At 48.9% G+C, this 21,284-nt stretch carries 21 protein-coding genes; 10 read left to right on the top strand and 11 right to left on the bottom strand.

Annotated features, from left to right (window positions below; all coding sequences use genetic code 11):
* Window positions 1-1,194, top strand: a complete 1,194-nt coding sequence (locus GUA87_RS16725; protein ID WP_193717768.1) for an NAD(P)/FAD-dependent oxidoreductase — start codon at window positions 1-3, stop codon at window positions 1,192-1,194.
* Window positions 1,133-1,993: a phytanoyl-CoA dioxygenase family protein gene (locus GUA87_RS16730; RefSeq protein WP_193717769.1), complete on the top strand. Its 861-nt coding sequence runs from the start codon at window positions 1,133-1,135 to the stop codon at window positions 1,991-1,993. The genes GUA87_RS16725 and GUA87_RS16730 overlap by 62 nt, the downstream gene beginning before the upstream one ends.
* Here the strand turns inward: GUA87_RS16730 and rsmD are convergent.
* Genes rsmD through GUA87_RS16745 form a run of 3 tightly spaced genes read right to left on the bottom strand, consistent with a single transcriptional unit; the run spans window position 1,990 to window position 4,162 of the window.
* Window positions 1,990-2,559: a 16S rRNA (guanine(966)-N(2))-methyltransferase RsmD gene (gene rsmD / locus GUA87_RS16735; protein ID WP_193717770.1), complete on the bottom strand. Its 570-nt coding sequence runs from the start codon at window positions 2,557-2,559 to the stop codon at window positions 1,990-1,992. The two genes, GUA87_RS16730 and rsmD, sit on opposite strands and share 4 nt — an antisense overlap.
* Window positions 2,559-3,446 carry a pseudouridine synthase gene (locus GUA87_RS16740; RefSeq protein ID WP_193717771.1) on the bottom strand — a complete coding sequence of 296 codons (888 nt, stop codon included), beginning with the start codon at window positions 3,444-3,446 and terminating at the stop codon, window positions 2,559-2,561. The genes rsmD and GUA87_RS16740 overlap by 1 nt, the downstream gene beginning before the upstream one ends.
* Entirely contained in the window at window positions 3,443-4,162 is a 720-nt protein-coding gene (locus GUA87_RS16745) for a gamma-glutamyl-gamma-aminobutyrate hydrolase family protein (RefSeq protein ID WP_193717772.1), read from the bottom strand. The genes GUA87_RS16740 and GUA87_RS16745 overlap by 4 nt, the downstream gene beginning before the upstream one ends.
* A 126-nt stretch (window positions 4,163-4,288) precedes the next feature.
* Between GUA87_RS16745 and GUA87_RS16750 the strand changes: the two genes are divergently transcribed.
* Both GUA87_RS16750 and GUA87_RS16755 read left to right on the top strand, forming a co-directional pair.
* Complete coding sequence (locus tag GUA87_RS16750) at window positions 4,289-4,723, top strand: nucleoside deaminase (protein ID WP_193717860.1); 435 nt, start codon at window positions 4,289-4,291, stop codon at window positions 4,721-4,723.
* 41 nt (window positions 4,724-4,764) lie between these two features.
* A complete protein-coding gene (locus GUA87_RS16755; protein ID WP_193717773.1) occupies window positions 4,765-5,967 on the top strand; it encodes an acyl-CoA dehydrogenase family protein in 1,203 nt (400 codons plus the stop codon).
* Window positions 5,968-6,004: 37 nt separating this feature from the next.
* Here GUA87_RS16755 and GUA87_RS16760 read toward each other — a convergent pair whose 3' ends face one another.
* From GUA87_RS16760 to GUA87_RS16775, 4 genes are all read right to left on the bottom strand, one after another.
* Window positions 6,005-6,226 carry an acetyl-CoA carboxylase biotin carboxyl carrier protein subunit gene (locus GUA87_RS16760; RefSeq protein WP_193717774.1) on the bottom strand — a complete coding sequence of 74 codons (222 nt, stop codon included), beginning with the start codon at window positions 6,224-6,226 and terminating at the stop codon, window positions 6,005-6,007.
* An 85-nt stretch (window positions 6,227-6,311) separates the two neighbouring features.
* Entirely contained in the window at window positions 6,312-8,129 is a 1,818-nt protein-coding gene (gene typA, locus GUA87_RS16765) for a translational GTPase TypA (protein WP_193717775.1), read from the bottom strand.
* Window positions 8,130-8,231: 102 nt separating this feature from the next.
* Window positions 8,232-8,972: a GntR family transcriptional regulator gene (locus GUA87_RS16770; RefSeq protein WP_193717776.1), complete on the bottom strand. Its 741-nt coding sequence runs from the start codon at window positions 8,970-8,972 to the stop codon at window positions 8,232-8,234.
* A 9-nt stretch (window positions 8,973-8,981) separates the two neighbouring features.
* Window positions 8,982-10,787: an acyl-CoA dehydrogenase gene (locus tag GUA87_RS16775; protein ID WP_193717777.1), complete on the bottom strand. Its 1,806-nt coding sequence runs from the start codon at window positions 10,785-10,787 to the stop codon at window positions 8,982-8,984.
* Between the two features lie 253 nt (window positions 10,788-11,040).
* Here GUA87_RS16775 and GUA87_RS16780 point away from each other — a divergent pair, with 253 nt between their 5' ends.
* Both GUA87_RS16780 and GUA87_RS16785 read left to right on the top strand, forming a co-directional pair.
* Entirely contained in the window at window positions 11,041-11,643 is a 603-nt protein-coding gene (locus GUA87_RS16780; RefSeq protein WP_193717778.1) for a 2OG-Fe(II) oxygenase family protein, read from the top strand.
* An 11-nt stretch (window positions 11,644-11,654) separates the two neighbouring features.
* Window positions 11,655-12,260 carry a 2OG-Fe(II) oxygenase family protein gene (locus GUA87_RS16785; RefSeq protein ID WP_193717779.1) on the top strand — a complete coding sequence of 202 codons (606 nt, stop codon included), beginning with the start codon at window positions 11,655-11,657 and terminating at the stop codon, window positions 12,258-12,260.
* On the opposite strand, the gene dgcA is transcribed toward GUA87_RS16785, so the two are convergent.
* The 4 genes from dgcA to GUA87_RS16805 all read right to left on the bottom strand — a co-directional run bounded on the left by dgcA (window position 12,261) and on the right by GUA87_RS16805 (window position 16,763).
* Window positions 12,261-13,247 carry an N-acetyl-D-Glu racemase DgcA gene (dgcA, locus tag GUA87_RS16790; RefSeq protein ID WP_193717780.1) on the bottom strand — a complete coding sequence of 329 codons (987 nt, stop codon included), beginning with the start codon at window positions 13,245-13,247 and terminating at the stop codon, window positions 12,261-12,263. It lies immediately after the preceding gene.
* Entirely contained in the window at window positions 13,247-14,236 is a 990-nt protein-coding gene (gene dgcN / locus GUA87_RS16795) for an N-acetyltransferase DgcN (protein WP_193717781.1), read from the bottom strand. Before dgcN ends, dgcA begins: the two co-directional genes overlap by 1 nt.
* 35 nt (window positions 14,237-14,271) lie before the next feature.
* Window positions 14,272-14,862 carry a gamma carbonic anhydrase family protein gene (locus tag GUA87_RS16800; RefSeq protein WP_193717782.1) on the bottom strand — a complete coding sequence of 197 codons (591 nt, stop codon included), beginning with the start codon at window positions 14,860-14,862 and terminating at the stop codon, window positions 14,272-14,274.
* 128 nt (window positions 14,863-14,990) lie between these two features.
* Window positions 14,991-16,763: a putative bifunctional diguanylate cyclase/phosphodiesterase gene (locus tag GUA87_RS16805; RefSeq protein ID WP_193717783.1), complete on the bottom strand. Its 1,773-nt coding sequence runs from the start codon at window positions 16,761-16,763 to the stop codon at window positions 14,991-14,993.
* A 261-nt stretch (window positions 16,764-17,024) separates the two neighbouring features.
* Between GUA87_RS16805 and GUA87_RS16810 the strand changes: the two genes are divergently transcribed.
* From GUA87_RS16810 to GUA87_RS16825, 4 genes are all read left to right on the top strand, one after another.
* Window positions 17,025-17,900, top strand: coding sequence for a MurR/RpiR family transcriptional regulator (locus tag GUA87_RS16810; protein ID WP_193717784.1), 876 nt, complete (start codon window positions 17,025-17,027; stop codon window positions 17,898-17,900).
* 12 nt (window positions 17,901-17,912) lie between these two features.
* On the top strand, window positions 17,913-19,250 hold the full coding sequence (locus GUA87_RS16815; RefSeq protein ID WP_193717785.1) for an aspartate aminotransferase family protein: 1,338 nt from the start codon (window positions 17,913-17,915) through the stop codon (window positions 19,248-19,250).
* A 3-nt stretch (window positions 19,251-19,253) separates the two neighbouring features.
* Window positions 19,254-20,063 (top strand): 3-keto-5-aminohexanoate cleavage protein, encoded by an 810-nt coding sequence (locus GUA87_RS16820; protein WP_193717786.1) that lies wholly within the window; start codon window positions 19,254-19,256, stop codon window positions 20,061-20,063.
* Between the two features lie 178 nt (window positions 20,064-20,241).
* On the top strand, window positions 20,242-21,216 hold the full coding sequence (locus tag GUA87_RS16825) for a TAXI family TRAP transporter solute-binding subunit (protein WP_193717787.1): 975 nt from the start codon (window positions 20,242-20,244) through the stop codon (window positions 21,214-21,216).
* Window positions 21,217-21,284: the final 68 nt, after the last annotated feature.

Here is a 21,284-nt window from a genome sequence, read left to right on the forward strand (position 1 = left end):
ATGTCTGAACTTAAACAACATTCCTTTGATGTTGTGATTATCGGTGGTGGGGCCGCAGGCTTGATGGCGGCGATAGAAGCGGGTAAACGCGGCCGTCAGACCTTGGTTGTTGAAAAAGCCGAGAAGGTCGGGAATAAGATCCTGATCAGTGGCGGAGGCCGCTGTAATTTTACGAATATCGGGGCGGCACCTGACCGGTACGTGTCTGAAAACAAGCACTTCATGAAATCTGCCCTCCGTCGTTATACCCAAGCAGATTTCATTTCCATGGTCGAAAAGCACAATGTTGCCTACCACGAGAAGAAATTGGGTCAGCTTTTTTGTGACAACGGTGCCGCCAGTATTAATGAGATGCTGCTTAAAGAATGTGATCAGGCTGATGTCGCTATTTGGTGCGATGCTACGGTTAAAGATGTTCAGCAAGAGGAAGAAGGCTTTGTGGTGCTTTTGGATGGGCAAGCAGTTCATTGCAAGTCGGTGATTGTTGCCAGCGGTGGCCTTTCCATTCCAAAGATGGGGGCAAATGATTTCGCTCACCGCATGGCGCGAAAATTTGATCTTATCGTTACAGAAATGAAACCGGGTCTAGTCCCTTTTACCTTCGAATCTGCCGACATGAAGCGGTTTTCCGATTTGACCGGGGTAGCGGCAGATGCAGAGGTGTCGATCGGAAAGGTAAAATTCCGGGAGAATATTTTATTTACCCACAAAGGAATGAGCGGCCCCGCCATTTTGCAGATTTCTTCATTCTGGGACGAAGGGAAGAGCGTCAAAATTGACTTCCTGCCTGATCTGGATCTGTTAGAAGAATTTAAGAAACAACGGAATGAAAACCCGAAATCTTCCGTTCGGAAGTTTGTCTCGAACCTGCTCCCCAATAAACTGGCGGAACGATTGATAGAACCTTTTGGAGAGCTTCCTGAATTTGGGAATTGTTCAGACAAGCTGTTTCGAAACATTGCGGCGGCGTTTAAGGAAATTCATGTTACCCCAAATGGCACTGAAGGTTACCGGAAGGCAGAGGTGACAGTCGGTGGGGTTAGCACATCCGAGCTAAGTTCCAAAACCATGGAAACCAAAAGCGTTCCGGGCCTGTATTTTATAGGGGAGGCTGTTGATGTGACGGGTTTCCTTGGCGGATATAATTTCCAATGGGCGTGGTCGTCAGGTTACGTTGCCGGGCAATATGCGTGACGATCCAAAATATTGGCGAGAGCTTTGTCCTCGCCTTCATATAGAGGAGGCAGCGCAACCAGTGCAATCCCTTCTGGGCATCAGCGATGTGACCAAAGCGACTGATGATATTCGATCCTGCGGGTATCTGACTATCTCAGATGTTATCCCCGATGATCTAGTTCGGAAGTTAAAAGCGGGGATGGATAAGCTGGTGAGCGAAGAAATCGAACCCGTTTATATTTATCTTTATGATGAGGCGTGGCAGCTGTTCGAAAGTCTGCGTCCACTTTTGTCAGCCATATTGGGGGAGGGATATAAAACCCTTCCAAATTTCTGGGCGTGGCATCTGGCGGATGGCGGTGCAAAAGGCTGGCCTCCGCATCGTGATTGCAGCGCCGAGACGGTGTTTGATATTGGCGGTGATCAGATTTTCATGAGCTTTTCTCTATGGGTGCCGCTGGTTGATGTGGAGGAGGCGAATGGCTGTATGTATGTCATCCCCCGAGATCAAGAACAGAACTTACCTGCAGACCATGAATTTCAGCGTGAGCAGTTGGACGCCTACGGGGTGCCATTAACAGTCAGTGCGGGGAGTGTCCTTGGTTGGCCTCAGGATCTGATCCATTGGGGCGGGGAATATTCAGATAGCGCATTGCCAGCCCGCAGAAGCCTGTCATTTGAGTTTCAAAACACCGCTTTTGATCCCTTGGCAGAACCGTTATTGGATACCGGACATCCGCCAGATTTTAAAACGCGACTTGCCCTTCTGGATCAGCAATTTGAGAAATACCGCCATATTGCCGGTGTGTTAGGTTAAGCGACAACTTTCAGGAAGATGAGCTTTGCAGCTCCGTATTTCCGCTCGTCCAACAATTCAAACTGATCCGGTGCCGTGAACTTCTCTTTCGCGGCGAGCTCAACCACAGCAATTGACCCTTCTTTTAGCCAGTTTGTCTCCAGCAGATTTTGAAGCGCAGGTGCTGCCAAATCCATATTGTAAGGAGGATCCATGAGCAGCAAATCTGCAGGAGGGCCGCCGCGTCCGCACTTGGTGGCATCCTTATTTAGGACCATGGTCTGGCGTTGTGCACCCAACAAGGCAATGTTTTGCTTGGTGAGCTTCAGGCTATCGTGATGATTATCCATGAAGACAACATCACTTGCCCCACGAGACAAGGCTTCAAGCCCTAAAGCGCCGGTTCCGCAAAAAGCGTCCAGAACGCGCGCGCCGCGAGGTAGGGGACCATTGTCGGTTCGGTAGTTGTCGCCATGACCTAAGATGTTAAACAAGGCCTCGCGTGTACGATCCGCTGTTGGCCTAACACGTTTATCTTCCGGCAGAAGCAGTTTCTTGCCTCGCGCCTCTCCTCCGACGATCCGCATTAACGCTCTCGTTTACGTGGTGGTTTGCTACCCGGTTTACCTGCTGGTTTCCGAGGCGCAGGTTTTTTCGCGCCGCTTTTAAGGCTCAGTTTACCGCCTTGATTGCGACGGCCCCGGCCTCCACGGTGCTGCGGTTCTTCTTCCGGCTCTTCAAACTTCTCAACACCCATCTGATCACGAAGGATCTTGGATTTAACTTCATCCGTTTCGCCTTCTTTCAATTCGCCCAATTGCAGAGGGCCATAAGACGTGCGGATCAGCCGAAGAACCGGATAATTCAGATGTTCCATCACTTTGCGGATTTCACGGTTTTTACCTTCGCGAAGTGAAATGGTTAGCCAGGAATTAGCCCCCTTAGAACTGTCGAGAGTTGCCTCAATGGCGTCATACCGGATGCCCTCAACAGTAATACCTTTTGCAAGGCGGGCAAGTTCAGCTTCTTTTGGGTGACCATGGACGCGGACACGATATTTACGCTTCCAACCCGTTGCAGGAAGCTCTAATCGTCGGGCCAGTTCCCCATCATTGGTCAGAAGCAACAATCCTTCTGAGTTCAAATCAAGACGTCCAACCGAAATCACGCGGGGGAAATCTTCAGGCAGTTTGCTGAAAACGGTATCTCGCCCTTTTTCATCCTTGTGGCTTGTGACAAGACCGACAGGCTTGTGATAACGCCACAGGCGTGGACGCTCTTTCTTAGGCAAAGGTTTGCCATCCACCAGAATTTTGTCGCGCATGGACACAGTCACCGCAGGGGTGGTCAGCTTCGTTCCGTTCAAGGTTACTCGGCCCGCTTCGATCCAACGTTCCGCATCCCGGCGCGAACACACACCGGCACGCGCCATGCGCTTGGCAATGCGTTCTTTTTTCTCTTCGGTGTCACTCATGGGTTTTGCCTCGCGCATTCTACAAAGGCATCAATGATCTTTCGATCGCCCTCAGATATCAGGTATTCTGGGTGCCATTGTACGCCAAGACAGAACCGATAGCGACTATCTTCAATTCCTTCGATCACCCCGTCAGGCGCATAAGAATTGATGGTAATGTTGTCGGAGGCGTCTTTTGCGGCCTGATGATGGGCACTGTTCACCGCAAGCGTATCGGTTCCCACGATTTTATGTAGGAGCGTTCCAGCCTCTACGGATACGTTGTGACCTGCTTCGGTGCGTGGGTTTGGTTGTTCATGCGCTAAGCAGTTTTCCACCTCATCGGGGATATGCTGGATCAATGTACCACCGAGGATAACGTGCAGAAGTTGTTGCCCCCCACAAATTCCCAGAACTGGTTTATCGGCGTCCAACATCAATTCGGTGACAGCTTTTTCAAAAGCGGTACGGCGATCTTTGGTCACTACCGTGTCGTGACGGTTGGTCGCGCCGAACATGGCGGGGTCCACATCAAAGGCACCGCCCGTCACGAGTAATCCGTCCAAATGCGCTGCGTAATCCGCCGCCATTTCTGGCTCATGCGGCAGGGGCATAGGAAGACCACCCGCTTGTGTGATGACGTCCGCGTAATTTTGCCGAAGGGCGTACCAAGGCATGTTGGAATAGCCGCCGGGTTCTTCGGAATCGAGTGTAATGCCAATAACAGGTTTTTTCATGCTTTCTTGTACGCTTATGGCAGATTGAACTCAATAGAAGATCGTTGTGGATAAAGGCTTTTGATCCTTGACCTAAAGGCGCGTGTGGTTAATCTGTCCCCCATGGATTACGAGCTGTCAAATTACATGGAAGTTGCCCTGCAAAGCGCAGAGCTGTCCGCAAAACGAAAAGAGGTTCCCGTTGGGGCCGTTGTTGTGGATAGCAAAACGGGCCGCATTGTTGGTAAAGCTGGCAATCAGATGATCAGTCGGAGTGATCCAACAGCCCATGCAGAAATGTTGGCGATTAAGGCGGCAGCGAACATGATCGGCAGTCAGCGGCTTGTGGATTGCGATATCTACGTCACGCTGGAGCCTTGCCCCATGTGCGCCGCAGCTATTTCCCATGCCAGAATTCGCAGGCTTTACTTCGGCGCGTTTGATCCGAAGGGGGGCGGGGTTGAATTTGGACCCAGAATATATGATCATGACACTTGTCATCACAAACCGGAAGTTTATGGTGGCATTGGGGAGGCGCAATCAGCCCGCTTACTAAAAGATTTTTTCGCCAACAAACGGTGAAAAGGATCCCTTAATAAGAATAACAAGAAAGAGGAAAGAAAATGATTTTCGAACATTCTGACAAGGTGAAAGACCTACAGGCTCGTGTGCAGGCCTTTATGGATGAGCATGTCTATCCAGCCGAAGAGATTTTTGAAGAGCAAGTCAACGAAGGGGATCGTTGGCAACCAACAGCCATCGTGGAAGAGCTGAAGGAAAAAGCGAAAGCAGCTGGCCTTTGGAATCTGTTCCTGCCTGAAAGTGACCGTGGCGCGGGCCTTACAAATCTGGAATATGCACCGCTTTGTGAAATTATGGGCCGTGTTCACTTTGCACCAGAAGTGTTTAACTGCTCCGCGCCAGATACCGGCAATATGGAAGTTCTTGAACGTTACGCATCTGAGGAGCTGAAAGACCGTTGGTTGAAGCCACTTCTGGAAGGTGAAATCCGTTCCGCCTTTGCCATGACAGAACCACGCGTCGCCTCATCCGATGCGACAAATATTGAATCAGATATCATTCGTGACGGTGATGAATATGTGATCAATGGCCGTAAATGGTGGACATCCGGCGCAATGGACCCACGCTGTAAAGTGCTGATCTTTATGGGTAAGACAGACAAAAATGCGGCGATCCATAACCAACAATCCATGATTGTGGTTCCGATGGACACACCGGGCATCGAAATTAAACGCTTCCTGCCAGTGTTCGGATATGACCATGCGCCGCACGGTCACGCCGAAGTGGACTTTAAAGACGTTCGCGTTCCTGCAGATCACATTCTTCTGGGTGAAGGTCGTGGTTTTGAAATCGCTCAAGGTCGCCTTGGCCCAGGACGTATTCACCACTGCATGCGCTTGATCGGTGTTGCAGAACGTGCGCTGGAGAAAATGTGTGAACGTGTTCAAAGCCGTGTGGCGTTCGGCAAGAAGGTTTCCGAACAGACAGTAACGCTGGAACGTATCGCGGAATCCCGCGCCATGATCGAACAGGCCCGCCTGCTGACCCTAAAAGCAGCTTACATGATGGACACCGTTGGCAACAAGAAAGCCAAAGCTGAGATCGCCATGATCAAGGTGGTTGCACCGAATATGGCGTGTAAAGTTATTGACTGGGCTATTCAGGCCCATGGCGGCGGCGGTGTCACAACCGACTTCGGCCTTGCCGCAGCATATGCCGGTGCCCGCACCCTGCGTCTCGCCGACGGCCCAGACGAGGTCCACCGCAACCAGATCGGTCGCTTGGAACTTAAGAAATACAGCTAAGCTCAAAAGAAAAGCCCCCGGAAATCCGGGGGCTTTTTTATACTTCCATGCGGGCGACGACTTGGCCTTCTGTAACGGGGTCACCTTCTTTCACAAGGATTTCAGTGACTTTGCCATCTTCTGGAGCGTCGACCGGGATTTCCATTTTCATGCTTTCCAGAATGATAATGGCGTCTTCTTCATCAAGCGTTTCGCCGATCTCAGCCTCGATCTTCCAAACCTTGCCGGCGATTTCACTTTCGATATCAATAACTGACATTGTTCCCCTCGTGCTTATTATTGTTTCTTCACGTTCTCACATGTTTCCACAGAAGCGTCAGAGTGCCAACTATTAATTACCCTTATTAGATAGCAGCACGGGACGCTTTTTTGCGTTCATGCGGATCTAGGTGACGTTTGCGAAGACGGATGTGATTTGGTGTCACTTCCACCAATTCGTCATCATCAATGTAGGCAATCGCTTGTTCCAGGCTCATTTTCCGTGGTGGTGTCAGGCGAATGGCGTCATCTGAACCTGAGGCGCGGATGTTAGTGAGCTGTTTGGCTTTAAGCGGGTTTACTTCCAGATCGTTTGGACGGTTATGTTCCCCAAGGATCATGCCTTCGTAAACATCAACACCGCCGCCGACAAAGAAGAAACCACGGGCTTCCAGGTTCCAAATTGCGTATGCGACGGATTTACCAGTTGCATTGGCAATCAGAACACCATTGCGGCGACCTGGAATTTCACCTTTATGCGGTGTGTAGGAATGGAACAGACGGTTCATGATGCCGGTACCGCGGGTATCGGTCAGGAACTCACCATGGTAGCCGATCAGGCCACGTGTTGGACAAAGGAATGTTACACGTGTTTTTCCGCCGCCAGATGGACGCATATCCGTCATCGTCCCTTTACGAAGGGCAATTTTTTCAACGACAACGCCTGAAAACTCGTCATCCACGTCAACCACAACTTCTTCAAGTGGTTCAAGCGTTTCGCCAGTTGCTTCGTCTTTTTGGAACAGAACACGTGGGCGGCTGATGGAAAGTTCGAAACCTTCGCGGCGCATATTTTCAATCAGAACACCCAACTGCAATTCGCCGCGGCCGGATACCACGTAGCTGTCAGCCTCTGGGCTGTCTTCTACACGAATAGAAACGTTACCTTCGATTTCCTTCATCAGGCGGTCACGGATAACACGGCTTTGAACTTTATCACCGTCACGACCAGAAAGCGGCGATGAATTAATCGCGAAAGTCATAGAGATGGTTGGCGGATCAATTGGCTGTGCGAACAAAGGTTCAGTCTCTTCAGGAGTACTGAGAGTATCCGCAACAGTGGTCTTTACAAGACCGGCGATGGAGACAATATCGCCAGCACGCGCTTCATCAATCGGCTCGCGGTCCAAACCACGGAACGCCATAATTTTAGATGCACGCGCATCTTCGATTTTCTTGCCATCACGTGACATGCCTTTAAGAGGCTCATTTGTTTTCAGGACACCACTTTCAACACGGCCTGTCAGAAGGCGACCAAGATATGGATTGCTTTCGATGGTTGTGACCAGCATCCGGAAAGGTGCGTTTTCATCTACCGTTGGGGCGGGGACGTGGCTGACAATCAGATCAAACAGCGGATTGAGGTTCTCTTTTGGGCCATCCAGTTCTGGTGCGGCCCATCCATCTTTACCGGAGGCGTAAAGCACAGGGAAGTCGAGCTGTTCTTCGTTTGCATCCAGGGCCACCAGAAGATCAAAGCATTCGTCGAGAACTTCTTCCGGGCGACCATCCGGGCGGTCTGCTTTGTTGATCACGATAATTGGTTTAAGGCCAAGGCCAAGGGCTTTCTGTGTCACGAACTTAGTCTGCGGCATTGGGCCTTCGGCAGCGTCCACAAGAACAACAACACCATCAACCATGCTCAGGATACGCTCAACCTCACCACCGAAGTCGGCGTGGCCTGGGGTGTCCACGATATTCAGGCGAAGGCCTTCATATTCAACGGATGTACATTTGGCCAAAATGGTAATGCCACGTTCCCGTTCCAGATCGTTGGAATCCATGGCGCGCTCGGCTACCTGTTGGTTTTCTCTAAAGGTCCCGCTTTGTTTTAGCAGGCCGTCCACAAGTGTGGTTTTCCCATGGTCAACATGGGCGATGATCGCGACGTTACGGATTTCCATGATAATCTTTACATTCAATAGCTAAAGGGCGCGCGCAGTATAGCGGCAAAGCCGCATATAGCAACCTTTCTAGGCACTTTTATTACGGCTTAAAAATTAACCTTAACGGACTTGTCTGTTGAAGGTGCTTTCATAGGAATATCCGGGGGGATGATAAACGATCGCAGCCCAGATCATTTTGCGCCCTGCGCCGTAATATCGGCGAACCACGCGAAGGCCCGCTGAGCCTTCGTCAACCATCATTTTATCTGCAATTTCAAAAGGTAAGCAAAAAGGCTCTATGCGTTGGGAAACCTCTTGAACAACTTCACCATATCCTTCTTGCAGCAAAGCATGTGTATGCGCGGTTGGAGTGGCCGCCAGTAAATCAATCACGTCTCTGTGGCTGTCACGGAAATACAGATTTAAAAATCCATCCGCTTTGGTTCCAGAATATGGGAATCGGCGGGCATTAACGCGCCACCATTTGGCTCCCGGTTGGCTCTCAATAAGCTCTGCTTCTTCCTTGCTCAGCCGAATTTCCTCATATTGAAGATTGGCCAAAAAAGTACCTGGTTGATATTGTAGAAGTTCGGCCATCGTGCCCACATCCTGTGTGTAGCACTCCTGCCCTCCTTTGGATCTGACAATGGTGCCGGACCCACGGCGGCTAAATGTCAGGCCCCATTGTTGGAGCATTCGAAGAGCATTTCGGATTGTTTGTTTGCTGGCAGAGAATTCTTCAGACAACTGCACCTCTGTGGGCATGGAATGCCCAACTTCATATGTGCCATCACTGATCCGTTCGCGAAGGGTTTTCGCAATGATCAGATATTTAGGGTCTGATGAATTCTCTACAAACATAGGGTCATTCTAGAAAGAAGTGGCTGACATGTTATACGTTGTGTCATCCAGACTTTCGACCAAATCTGCCCAAGGGGTCACCCGGCAAAGTTCATAGCGGAAGAAATACTGGCAGGCAGACAATTTCCCTTGATAGAAATCACGTTCCTCTTCTATTTCAGTTTTGGACAAAGCCGCATCTGCGACCAAGGCTTGTTTCAGCCATTGCCATCCAATAATGGCGTGTCCAAACATATCCAGATAGATGGTCGCGTTAGCGAGAGACTTATTGACCTCGCCCTTCATCATTGAGGCACCTACTGTCTGCGTTACCTCCCCAATTCGGTGAAGGGATTTTTCCAGCTGATCCGCAAATTCTTGCAGCTTTGGGTTCGATTTGGCTTCGGTTGTGGTTTCCAAAATTTTGGAAGACAAAAGTTTGAGGCCCGCGCCACCATTCATCATGACTTTACGTCCAAGAAGGTCTAACCCTTGAATGCCATGGGTTCCCTCATGAATTGGATTTAACCGGTTATCTCTATAATACTGCTCAACGGGATAATCGCGTGTGTAGCCATAGCCGCCCAGAACCTGAATGGCGTGTTTATTTGCCTCGAGGCAAAACTCACTCGGCCAGGATTTTACAACGGGGGTCAGCATGTCCAACAGAAGGCTTGCTTCCTTGCGCGCGGCTTCATCTTCGGCGGTATTCTCTTCATCCACCAGGCGCGCGGCGTAAAGACACAAGGCAAGGCCACCTTCAACAGCTGCTTTTTGGGCAAGTAGCAGTCGCTTGATGTCTGCATGTTCGATTAACATCAGCTGGGAGGAGGTGGGGTCTTTGCCATCTGGATGGCGGCCTTGAGGGCGGTTTTTTGCATAATCAAGGCTGTACAGATACCCAGCATATCCAAGGCTAACCGCGCCAAGGCCAACACCAATGCGGGCCTCGTTCATCATATGGAACATATAGAACAGGCCTTTATGCTCCTCCCCGATCAGATAACCAACAGCCCCCTCATTTTCGCCAAAATTAAGAAGTGTGTTTGTGGTGCCCCGGTAACCCATTTTGTGGTTCAAGCCCGCAAGATGAACGTCATTGCGCTCCCCAAGTGTTCCATCATCATTTACCAGGAATTTGGGCACGATGAAAAGAGAGATACCTTTTACACCAGCTGGACCACCTGGAATTTTTGCAAGCACCAGATGAACAATATTTTCTGATAACTCATGTTCACCCGCAGAGATCCACATTTTATTGCCGGTAAGGCGATAGGTGCCATCGTCTTGAGGAACTGCTTTGGTTTTAATATCTGACAGGGAAGACCCTGCTTGGGGTTCCGACAGACACATGGTGCCGAAAAAGCGGCCAGCCACCATGGGCTTCATGTATTTTTCTTTTTGGCTCTCACTGCCATATGAACGAATAACGTTTGAGGCGCCTACTGTTAGAAACGGATAGCCAGCGGTTCCAACATTTGCACTTGTGAAAATGGAGTTGCAGGCCATGGCAACAGTGGCAGGTAGCTGCATCCCATCCACATCATAGTCATGTTGCATTCCCATAAAGCCAGCTTCGATAAATGCGGTTAGCGCTTCTTTGACCTCTGGGATGATGTGAACTTCTTCGCCATCGAATGTTGGCTCGTTTTGGTCTGATTTTGCGTTGTGGGGGGCGAACAGGTCCGCTGCCATTTGCTGCGCTGTTCCTAAAATGGCATCAAAAACGTCGCGATCGTGGTCTGCAAAACGTTCTCTTGAGCAGAGGGACGAAACATTCAGCATTTCATGGAGTTGAAAATGCAGATCGCGTTCGCTGATGGTTGGAATGGACATACCTTCATTACCTTTGTTTTTATTTTTTGTGCAGGGTGTAATGACCTATTTGTAGCATTTTTGACTTAAAGAAACAGCGAAATCTCTTCTGTTCACGTTTCAGTTTTCAATTGTGATTTTCTTTCCAATTCCGCCCTTGGCAGATTTTCAAAAATAACCTAGTCTTTGAAAATGTGATGGTGGTCACAGATTTTCCGGCGACATATTGGGAGCCGTTGGAACAAGGGTGATCGCCGTTAGGGGAGATTATTGAATGATTGTAATGCCTGCAGCGCCTCTGCGGAACAGCAGTATAGCGTCGGTGTACGTGAACACTGTGTTCACAGAAGAAGAATGCGACCAGATCCTCGCTTCCTTGGATGAGGGTAAATGGGAAGAAGCCATGGTCGGCGGTATTGAAGAAGTTGGCAAGTTCACACTGGAACGTGACAAGCGTAGCAACTATCAGCAAACAGTACCTGTTCGTGAAGATGGATTTCCGCTTAACCGTATTGCGCAGGAGATCAGCGCGGCCAATTCATCTATCTGGCGCTTTGATCTGGGAGGCTTTGCGGAAGACGATATGCCTTGGGTCATGGATTATTGCCGTCAAGGCGATCACAATGACTGGCATGTGGATCTGGGACAAAAAGCTACAGCGTCCAGAAAACTCGGCTTTTCGCTACAGCTGACAGAAGGCACGGATTATGAAGGCGGGGATCTAGGGTTTCATCGGATTAAAAAAGATCGCAAAGACCTTACAAAAAAAGGGACTTTGATTGTTTTCCCTTCGTTCTGGTTACATCAGGTTGCACCCATGACCAAAGGCGCACGTAAAGTTGTTGTGGGTTGGGTCCATGGACCGAGTTTCAGGTAAGGGAAGGTAAAATGAATAAAATCTCGATGCTTCCTATGCGAAATGAAAACGTGTCTTTGTCCATGCATTGGCCTGTTTTTACTCCGAAGGAATGTGCGCAAATTATCGCCCAGGCCGGCAATGCCGCCTGGAACAAGAAACTGCCTGTAGGGGCTGGCAACATGCCCGTGTTACCAGATGCGGTTGAAGACGCTGGCACCGAATATCAACGCCTTCCTCTCGGAAAGAATGGCTATCCGCTGGATCAGATTAATTTTGGCGTTTGCCAGATTAACGCGGACGGTTGGCGCTTTGAGCTAACGGGTATACCGGCGGATGATATGCCGTGGATGGTTCGGCAGAAGAAGTCGAAATCAAAAGACCCAGAATGGCAGGTGGATCTTGGGGAGTCTTTTACATCATCAAGAAAGCTATGCTTTATTCTGAACCTATCGGATCCGAAAAGTTATGAAGGCGGCGATCTTGTTTTGCACAATATCCCCACCGACAACGAAGGTTTCCGGACGCAGGGTACAATTATTGTGTTTCCCGCATACTGGTTGCACAAGATTACCAATGTAACCAATGGAACCAGACATTCAATTATGGGCTGGTTCCACGGTCACAGTTTTAGGTAATCATCCCCACAGTGCCTTACTTGGTGGATGCATCACGCTACCATCAAAGAAAATCCCCTCTGGGCGGTCCTTATCAAGAAGTAAAGGGCCGTCCAGATCGACATATCTGGCGTAACCCCCAATATACACCGCAGGAGCCATTCCAAGACTGGTTCCGAGCATACAGCCTACCATTATGCCAAGTCCAAATTCCCGCGCGGCTTCCACCAACTGCAGAGCCTCCGTAAGGCCGCCTGTTTTATCCAGCTTGATATTGATGAAGTCATAATTACTTGCGACGAAATCAAGGCTGGACGTGTCGTGACAACTTTCGTCTGCGCAGATCGGAACAAGCCTATCAATCTCGCCGAGTATGGCATCTTCACCCGCAGGTAAAGGCTGTTCGATCATTTCAACGCCGCAATCAGCCATATGGGGAAGAAATGCCTTGATCATGTCCTCACTCCACGCCTCATTAGCATCCACAATTAGCCGTGAGTTCGGGGCCGCAGCACGAATAGCTTTTACTCGGTCGACATCTTCTGCACCACCAAGTTTGAGCTTGAGCAGGGGACGGTTAGAGTTTTCTGCAGCGGCCGCCGCCATTTTGTCGGCTGTATCCAAAGACAGGGTATAGGCGGTGATTAAAGGTCCTGGAGGGGAAATTCCGGCCAGTTCAGCGATGGATTGACCGGTTTTTTTCGCTTCCAGATCCCAAAGGGCGCAATCAACCGCATTCCTGGCTGCCCCGGACGGAAGCAGAGTTAAGAGATCAATTCGGCTTGCGCCATGCGCGATGGCCTCTTTGACAGTAGAAAGTTGGCCCTTAACAGAGGAGGGAGTTTCCCCATAGCGCCGATAGGGAACGCATTCACCGCGTCCAATGAAATCCCCTTCCTGAATTTCCACGACGACGACATCGGCTGTGGTTTTTGCACCTCGGCTAATGCGAAAGCTGCCCCGGATAGGCCAGCTTTCTTCTGTGTAGTTGAACTTTCTAAGAGTCATTACAGATTATCTACTATTTTTGCGACACCTGTTCTGAAGGCGTCCACGGTAGGAAGTCCGTATTTTTGCTCGAAATCGGCAAGCATTTTGTCACCATCTTCCTCTGACAACCCTGAGGTGTTAATGCTGATCCCAACGAATTTGGCATTCGGATTGGTCAGTTTTGCCGTTTGCAAGTTCAGGTCCATGCATTCCTGAATATCTGGAAGGGGTTGATGGGGTAGGCCGCGCATATGTGTTCGGGTTGGTTCATGGCAAAGCACAAGCGCATCAGCCTGCGCACCGTGAATAAGGCCAATACTCACTCCAGCAAAAGAAGGGTGGAACAAGGATCCCTGACCTTCAATAATATCCCAATGATCGTCAGTGTTATCTGGGGATAAGACTTCAACAGCACCCGAGATAAAATCGGCAACCACGGCATCGATGGAAATACCTTCACCCGCGATGAAAATGCCCGTCTGACCCGTTGCACGGAAATCAGCGTTCATGCCCCGCTTTTTCATTTCCTTTTCAATGGCAAGAGTTGTGTACATCTTACCGACAGAACAATCAGTACCAACCGCGAGCAAACGTTTGCCACCGCGAGGGGTTCCCTTGCCGGTAGGCAATTCTTCGGTTGGATGGCGTACATCATACAAGTTGCGCCCATATTTTTCGGCAGCTTCCGCAAGTTCAGGAATGTTCCCAAGTCGAATGTGAAGGCCACTTGCGATATCCATGCCGAGAGCCATTGCTTCAACGATTTTTGTTGTCCAATGCTCAGGTAGAAAACCACCGGAATTTACGATGCCAATTACCATGGTTTTGACACCGCGATTTACCGCCTCTTCCAAAGAAATATCTTCAAGCCCAAGATCTGCCTGACATCCTTCAAGCCGCATTTGACCAGCACACCAATCTGGACGCCAATCTTTGATCCCTTGTGCGGTTTTTGCACCCAGTTGATCCGGGACGTCACCTAAAAACATGAGATAAGGATGTTCCATATTTAACCTCTTGAACTTCAAAAATATTAAAAGAGCTATTCGCCCTGTTCCAAGGCCTTTTGCTCAGCCATAAGCGTCTTCATTTCTTTGCTCATTGCAGAAAGGCATTCATCGCTTGCCCATTCACGATGTTCCCCTTTCATATAGCTCTGTGCATTGCGATAATACATAAACGCATTCATCCGGCAGCGGGCGTAGTTGTTCTGGGTTCTGACAACTTTTCCAGGGGTTCCCATTACAATTGAGTTGTCAGGAATAACAGTACCTTCTTTTAGGAAACTATGGCCCGCAATAATGCAATTGTTGCCGATAACGCAGCCATCCATGATGGTTGTGTTAATGCCGATCAGGCAGTTATCGCCAATTGTGCATCCGTGAATAGTGCAATGATGTGTAATGGAACAGTGGGAGCCAATATAGGTGCCGGTGTTGTCGCCAATATGGATCATCACGAAATCCTGGATATTCGTGTAATCGCCAATGACCACTTCGCTGGCTTCAGACCTGATAACACTATACGGCCAAAGAGACGCACCTTTACCGACTCTTACTTTTCCATACATCAAAGATGTAGGATGGACATACGCGCTTTCATCAATGGTTACCTGTGGCCCAAACTGCTGCATACCTGATTTCCCCTGAGATTTGTCTTTTGCCCTGGTTTATCCAGCGGCTTATTGATTGGAGAAGTATCTTATCAGGAGATAAGTGGGCGTCAAACAGTTGTTCTGACAGGATGTAAAGGAAGCAGGAATTAAGTAGATACGTTCCAGGGAGATTCGCGAAGCCAGTTTTCAAACGTTTCTTTTTCGATGGGCCTACTCATGTAATACCCTTGGGCAACATTGCAGCCGAGGCCTGCCAGCATGTACCATGTTTCCCTGTCTTCAACCCCTTCTGCAACAACGGCGAGGTCAAGATTTCGCGCAAGTTCAAGAAGTGTTCGGACAATGACAGCATCGTCGGCAACCGTGTTCATGTTGAGAACAAAGCTTTTATCAATTTTGATCTCATCCACTGGGAGTTTGCGAATGTAGGAAAGGGACGTATAACCAGTTCCAAAATCATCAATTGAGACTTTCACGCCAAGCTCATGAAGGCGGTTTACCACATCGGTGGCACGCACCACATCAGAAATAATGGCACTTTCGGTGATCTCAAGTTTCAGCAATTCTGCCGGAAAACGTGATTGCTCCAGAAGGCGGTTTACAATATCCGGGAAAATTGGATTGTGCAGGATCAGGGCTGAAATGTTGACAGAAACGGAGATTCTGTAGCCGCTTCTAAGCCATGTGCCGCCTTGTTTAATAGCAGCATCGAGAACCCATCTGGTCAGAGGTTCGATATTACCAGAACTTTCAGCCAGAGGGATAAACGAATCCGGGAATAATAACCCTCGAGATGGGTGTTGCCAGCGGACAAGGGCTTCTACACCAATTACCGTGCTGTCATGCATTCTGATCATTGGCTGGTAATGAAGACGAAGTTGGTCTTCATCTATCGCATATGGCAGCTCTTGGGAGAGTTTAAGCAACTGCCTGCGTTCTGTTGCCTGTTGCATCGTATATACCATAAAACGGCTTTTTTCTCGTTTCGCGGTGTACAGCGCGGACATGGCCTTATGCAGAAGATTTTCAGCATTATCTTCCTCTTCAAGTTTCGCAATTCCCATTGTTGCGCTTAAAGAGGTTGTCTGATTATCCAGGAAATAAGGTTGCCTCAATTCATGAGAGAGACGAGCGGCGATGGTCGTATCTGAGATGCTGGTTAGGCATTGTGGCTGTAGTAGCATCGCAAATTCGTCATCACCCAGACGGCCTAGAATGGCTCCTTCCGGAGCAAATTGTGACAAACGTTCCGCAACTGTAGCCAGGACAGAGTCGCCAAATGTATGCCCCTTGCTTTCGTTCAAGCCCTTAAATGCATCAATATCCAGAATGATTAGCGATGCGTCTTCAGATCTAGCTCTGGCTTCATGAATGGCTTTATCCAGGCATTGTTTGAAGTGATCTCTACTTAATAGCGATGTTAACCGATCGAGAGATGCTGTTGCGGCCTCTACGGGATTTACCTTCAGATACATTTCCCGGACGCGCTCAGCATTAATTAAAGCGGCCCTCAGATTATCCAGGTTGATATCATTTCTTGGGATACAAGCTGTCGCCCCGTAGAGCATGAGCTCATGGGGGCCATCCACAACTAGAATGGATAAAAAGGGCGCTTGCGCGGCATATTTTTTAATAATGTTCGTGACCGTTCGAGAGCCGAGTTCATAATCGACAATGATGGTTCTTGTCTGATTACATTCCACCAGCTTTGCCAGTGAAGAATCGTTCTCTGATGTTTCTGCGGAAATATTTATTCCAAGATCCGCCAAATGTCTTTTCGTATGATCGTCCTGGCACACGAGAATGGGGCGCATGGACCGGGGATCAAAATCGGCGCGCGCAAAGGTTGCGCTGTCGTCGTTAGACGCCTTGCCGTTATTAGCAGCTTTACTCAGCGATGTTGTACCAAATGGAACCAAAACGAATACTCAATCAGCAGAAATAAGAAAATCAGACGGGAGGTTTTAACCTACTATGTCGAGATATACCCTTAGGACGTAAATAAGGTCTTAAGAAAAACCTTCATTTTTAGAAATGCGAACATCAATTGGCTGAAAATTGACCGTTCGGACAAAACAAATGTTTCATAAAATGAAACAATGAATCATTTGTTGCGTATACTTTGAATAGTAGGTAGTCTACCTGAGTAATTTCTCTTTTGGGGAGGCGGGTCGCAGGTCATGGAACGCCGGCAGGGTTCAGATATATTGCGTGAAATCGAAGGGCGATACGGGGGGCTCAGTCCACAATTGCAGATGGGAGCTCGCTTTATCTTGGATTCCCCGCGGGATGTTGCTGTGTATTCAATGAGAGAGATCGCAGCACGTGCTGATGTAAAACCGTCCACCATGGTGCGGCTCGCCAATAAACTGGGTTTCGATAATTATGTTGAACTGCGGGATGAGTTTCGTCGTCGTTATTCAGAGCAATCCAGCGGATATGCGGCACGCGCAAGACGTTTGCAGCTTAGAAATGTTGGAGATGAAGATAGTCTGATTGCCGACATGATGGGTGCTGAAGTCAGCAATATTCAAAATACATTATCTGGTTTTGATGATACGGATCTGGAGGCGGCAGCGCGTAATTTCTTGAACGCCAGACGGGTTCATGTTGTTGGACTTAGAAAATGTTATCCGATTGCCCATTTTTTCAAATATGCCACTCGTGTTTTCTTTAAAGATTGCCGACTGATTCAAGGTAACGCGGGCATGTTCCCTGAAGAAATGGAGCAAATAGGGAGAGATGATATTCTTCTTGCTGCTGCCTTTGATCCTTATACTCGTGAGACGGTTGAAGCAGTGCGATATGCGCAGAAGGTTGGCGCGAAAACTGTTGTTATTACGGACAATACAGTTTCTCCTTTGGCTGCGGGGGCTACGCATTTGTTCGTTGCCGCGAATGCGAGCCCTTCATTTTATCGTTCATTAAGCGGCGCGCTTATTATCGTCCAGGCACTTGTTGCTGCAATCGTTACAGCATTGGGTGAGCCGGCTGTTGAGGCGCTGGAGCAGTCAGACAAGGGCCTGCGTCGAAACAATACATATTGGAATGGTTAGGACCATAAAATCATGACACATGTTTTTCACAGGGCGCTAAACAAAACCTACCCCGTCGCGGATAGAGGGGAAGGGGCCTATATTTTTGACACAACCGGTAAAAAATATCTGGATGCTTGCGGCGGGGCCGCGGTGTCATGTCTTGGTCATAGCAATCACGAGGTTTCTGACGCGATCCGGGCTCAGCTTGATAAGATAGCGTTCGCTCATACAGGGTTTTTCTCGAACCCAGCGATGGAGGAACTTGCGGATTTCTTGATCGAGAAAGCGCCGGGGGAACTGGATAAAGTGTACTTTGTGTCAGGTGGGTCCGAAGCAGTAGAGGCTGCTTTGAAACTTGCACGCCAGTACTTTTTGGAAATTGGGCAATCTTCGCGAACACGCTTTATCTCGCGAAAGCAAAGCTATCATGGAAATACACTTGGTGCTCTGTCTGCGGGTGGAAATGAATGGCGCCGCGAACCATATGCTGAACTCTTGATGCCGGTTAAACTCATTTCCCCTTGCTATGAATACCGGGAGCGCCTCGAAGGGGAGAGTGAGTTTGACTTTGGTCAGCGTGTTGCAAACGAATTGGACGAAGCCATCAATGAAGCCGGGTCAGAAAACATCTGTGCTTTTATTTGTGAGCCCGTTGTTGGTGCGACCTTAGGTGCCGTACCAGCCGTGAAAGGGTACTTTAAACGCATCCGTGAAATATGCGATCAGCATGGCATTTTGCTTATCTTGGATGAAGTCATGTGTGGTATGGGGCGCACAGGAACATTGTTCGCTGTAGAACAGGAAGACATTAATCCTGACATTCTGGTAACAGCAAAAGGGCTCGGCGCAGGGTATCAACCGGTGGGGGCCATGATGGCAACCAAGACCATTTGCGATACCATCGAAAATGGAAGCGGCTTTTTCCAGCACGGACATACCTATATTGGCCATCCTTTGGCTTGCGCAGCATCTCTAGCAGTTCAGAGATATATTCAAAATAATAACCTGCTCGAAAATGTTCAAAAGCTGGGGCAAGAGTTACATGAAGCGTTGGAGCAAACTTTCGGCCAACATGCCCATATTGGTGATATTCGCGGGCGCGGTTTGTTTAGAGGGCTTGAATTTGTGCAGGACCGCGAAACCAAAATGCCTTTTGACCCTTCCTTGAAAATAAACGCACGTGTTAAGCAAGCGGCGATGGATGCAGGCTTGATGTGTTACCCCATGGGAGGAACCATAGATGGTCGGCGTGGTGATCATGTATTGCTGGCCCCGCCATTTATTCTCACGTCCGATCAGATTGGGGAAATTACAGATAAGCTGTCTACTGCTGTGAATACGGCACTCAACGATGCAGGAGTGGCGTGAGTTATGGACCCCTTGTTTATCACTGTGGCGCCCAATGGGGCGCGGAAGACAAAAAAAGATCACCCGGCGATCCCGATAACACCGGAAGAGTTGGCTGTAGAGGCCCGAAGTTGTCTTGAGGCCGGGGCCTCGATGATTCATTTGCATGTGAGGGATGACAATGAAGGTCATTCATTGGATGTAGGCCGGTATCGAGCTGCTATGGAAGCAATCCAGGAAAGTTGCGGGAATGGAATATTGATACAGGCGACGACCGAAGCCGTGGGGATTTACGATGCTGATGCACAAATGGCGATGGTTCGGGAACTAAACCCACCATCTGCGTCTGTTGCTATCCGCGAGTTGGTCACCCCTGGTGACGAAGACAAAGCCACCGCTTTTTTCCATGAAATGACAGAAGAAGGCGTTCTTCTGCAATATATCTTATATTCTGATGAAGATGTTCGATGGTTCCACGACTTGCGGGATCGGAATATTGTGCCGCAAAGAAAGGCGCTGCTTCTCTATGTTTTGGGTAGATACACAAAGGGGCAAGTGTCAGATCCAAAAGATATTGTTCCTTTCCTGCAAGTTACCAAGGAAGAAGATGTCTGGGCGGTTTGTGCATTTGGCGAAAACGAACATTTGGCAGCAGGTGCCGCTGCTGCGATGGGCGGACATGTCCGGGTTGGATTTGAAAATAACTTCCTGACGAGAGGCAAAGCCCTGGCCAGAAGCAATGCCGATTTAGTTCGCCAAGTGGCGGAAGTATCTCGCGCTCTTGGCCGCCCATTGGGAAGTGCTGCTGAGCTTAGAGAAATTGTATTTACATAATAATTTTTCAGTTTTTCGATTGCACGTATAAGACGCTGTGCATTCGATTTGAAATTTCCATTTTTCTAATGAAGTAAATGGAGATAGACTTTCTGGAGTAGTACCGGGAAGAACTTAAGAAGCAGGGAGAGATGCGAAGCTATTTCCCTGATTTGATTGACAGGTTGAGGAGAAACAAATGAGAAAAGTATTTTCCGTAGCAGCTACAGCAGCTGTTGCTTTGGGCGGTGCGATGATCGTATCAGCACCGGCTCAGGCAGAAAAATTCATTACAATCGGTACTGGCGGGCAAACTGGTGTTTATTACCAGGTTGGTGGTGCAATTTGTAAACTCGTAAATCGCGGTACAAAAAACCACGACATCAAGTGTACACACACAACAGGTGGTTCCACGAAAAACATCAATGGTATTCAGGCTGGTGATCTGGATATGGGGGTTGCACAGTCTGACTGGCAGTATCACGCCTACAACGGAACAGCTCCAAAGCAGTTCCCAAAAGGGGCTTTTAAAGAGCTTCGCGCTGTATTCTCTGTTCACCCAGAGCCGTTTACAGTGGTTGCACGTGCCGATTCCGGCATCGCAAAATTTGAAGACCTTAAAGGCAAGCGCGTGAACGTGGGTAATCCAGGTTCTGGTCAGCGCGGCACAATGGAAGTTGTTATGGAAAAAATGGGTTGGAAAATGGGCGACTTCGCTCTTGCTTCCGAACTGAAATCTTCCGAACATTCTGCTGCACTTTGCGATAACAAAATAGATGCGTTCGTGTTCACTGTTGGCCACCCAACAGGTAACATAAAAGAAGCGGCCTCTACATGTGATGTGCGCCTGATCCCTGTTGAAGGCGCTGCGATTGATGCACTTGTCAATGAAAATGCCTATTATGCAAAAACATCTATTAAAGGTGGCATGTATAAAGGTACGGATGCAGACACACCTGTGTTCGGTGTTGGTGCGACATTTGTATCTTCCACAAAAACTGACGACGACACAGTTTATGAAATTGTAAAAGCTGTGTTCGAAAACTTTGATCGTTTCAAGAAAATGCACCCAGCATTTGCGAACCTGAAGAAAGACGCGATGATCAAGAACAACCTGTCTGCACCGCTGCACCCAGGCGCTGTTCGCTACTACAAAGAAGCAGGCCTTATGTAAGTCTGTTAGCCAAGGCGGGCCGTATCTTACGGCCTGCCTTTTTTATTTATAAGACGACAGGGTAGATT

The sequence above is a fragment of the Sneathiella sp. P13V-1 genome (genome assembly GCF_015143595.1).
In the GTDB taxonomy this organism is placed as follows: domain Bacteria; phylum Pseudomonadota; class Alphaproteobacteria; order Sneathiellales; family Sneathiellaceae; genus Sneathiella.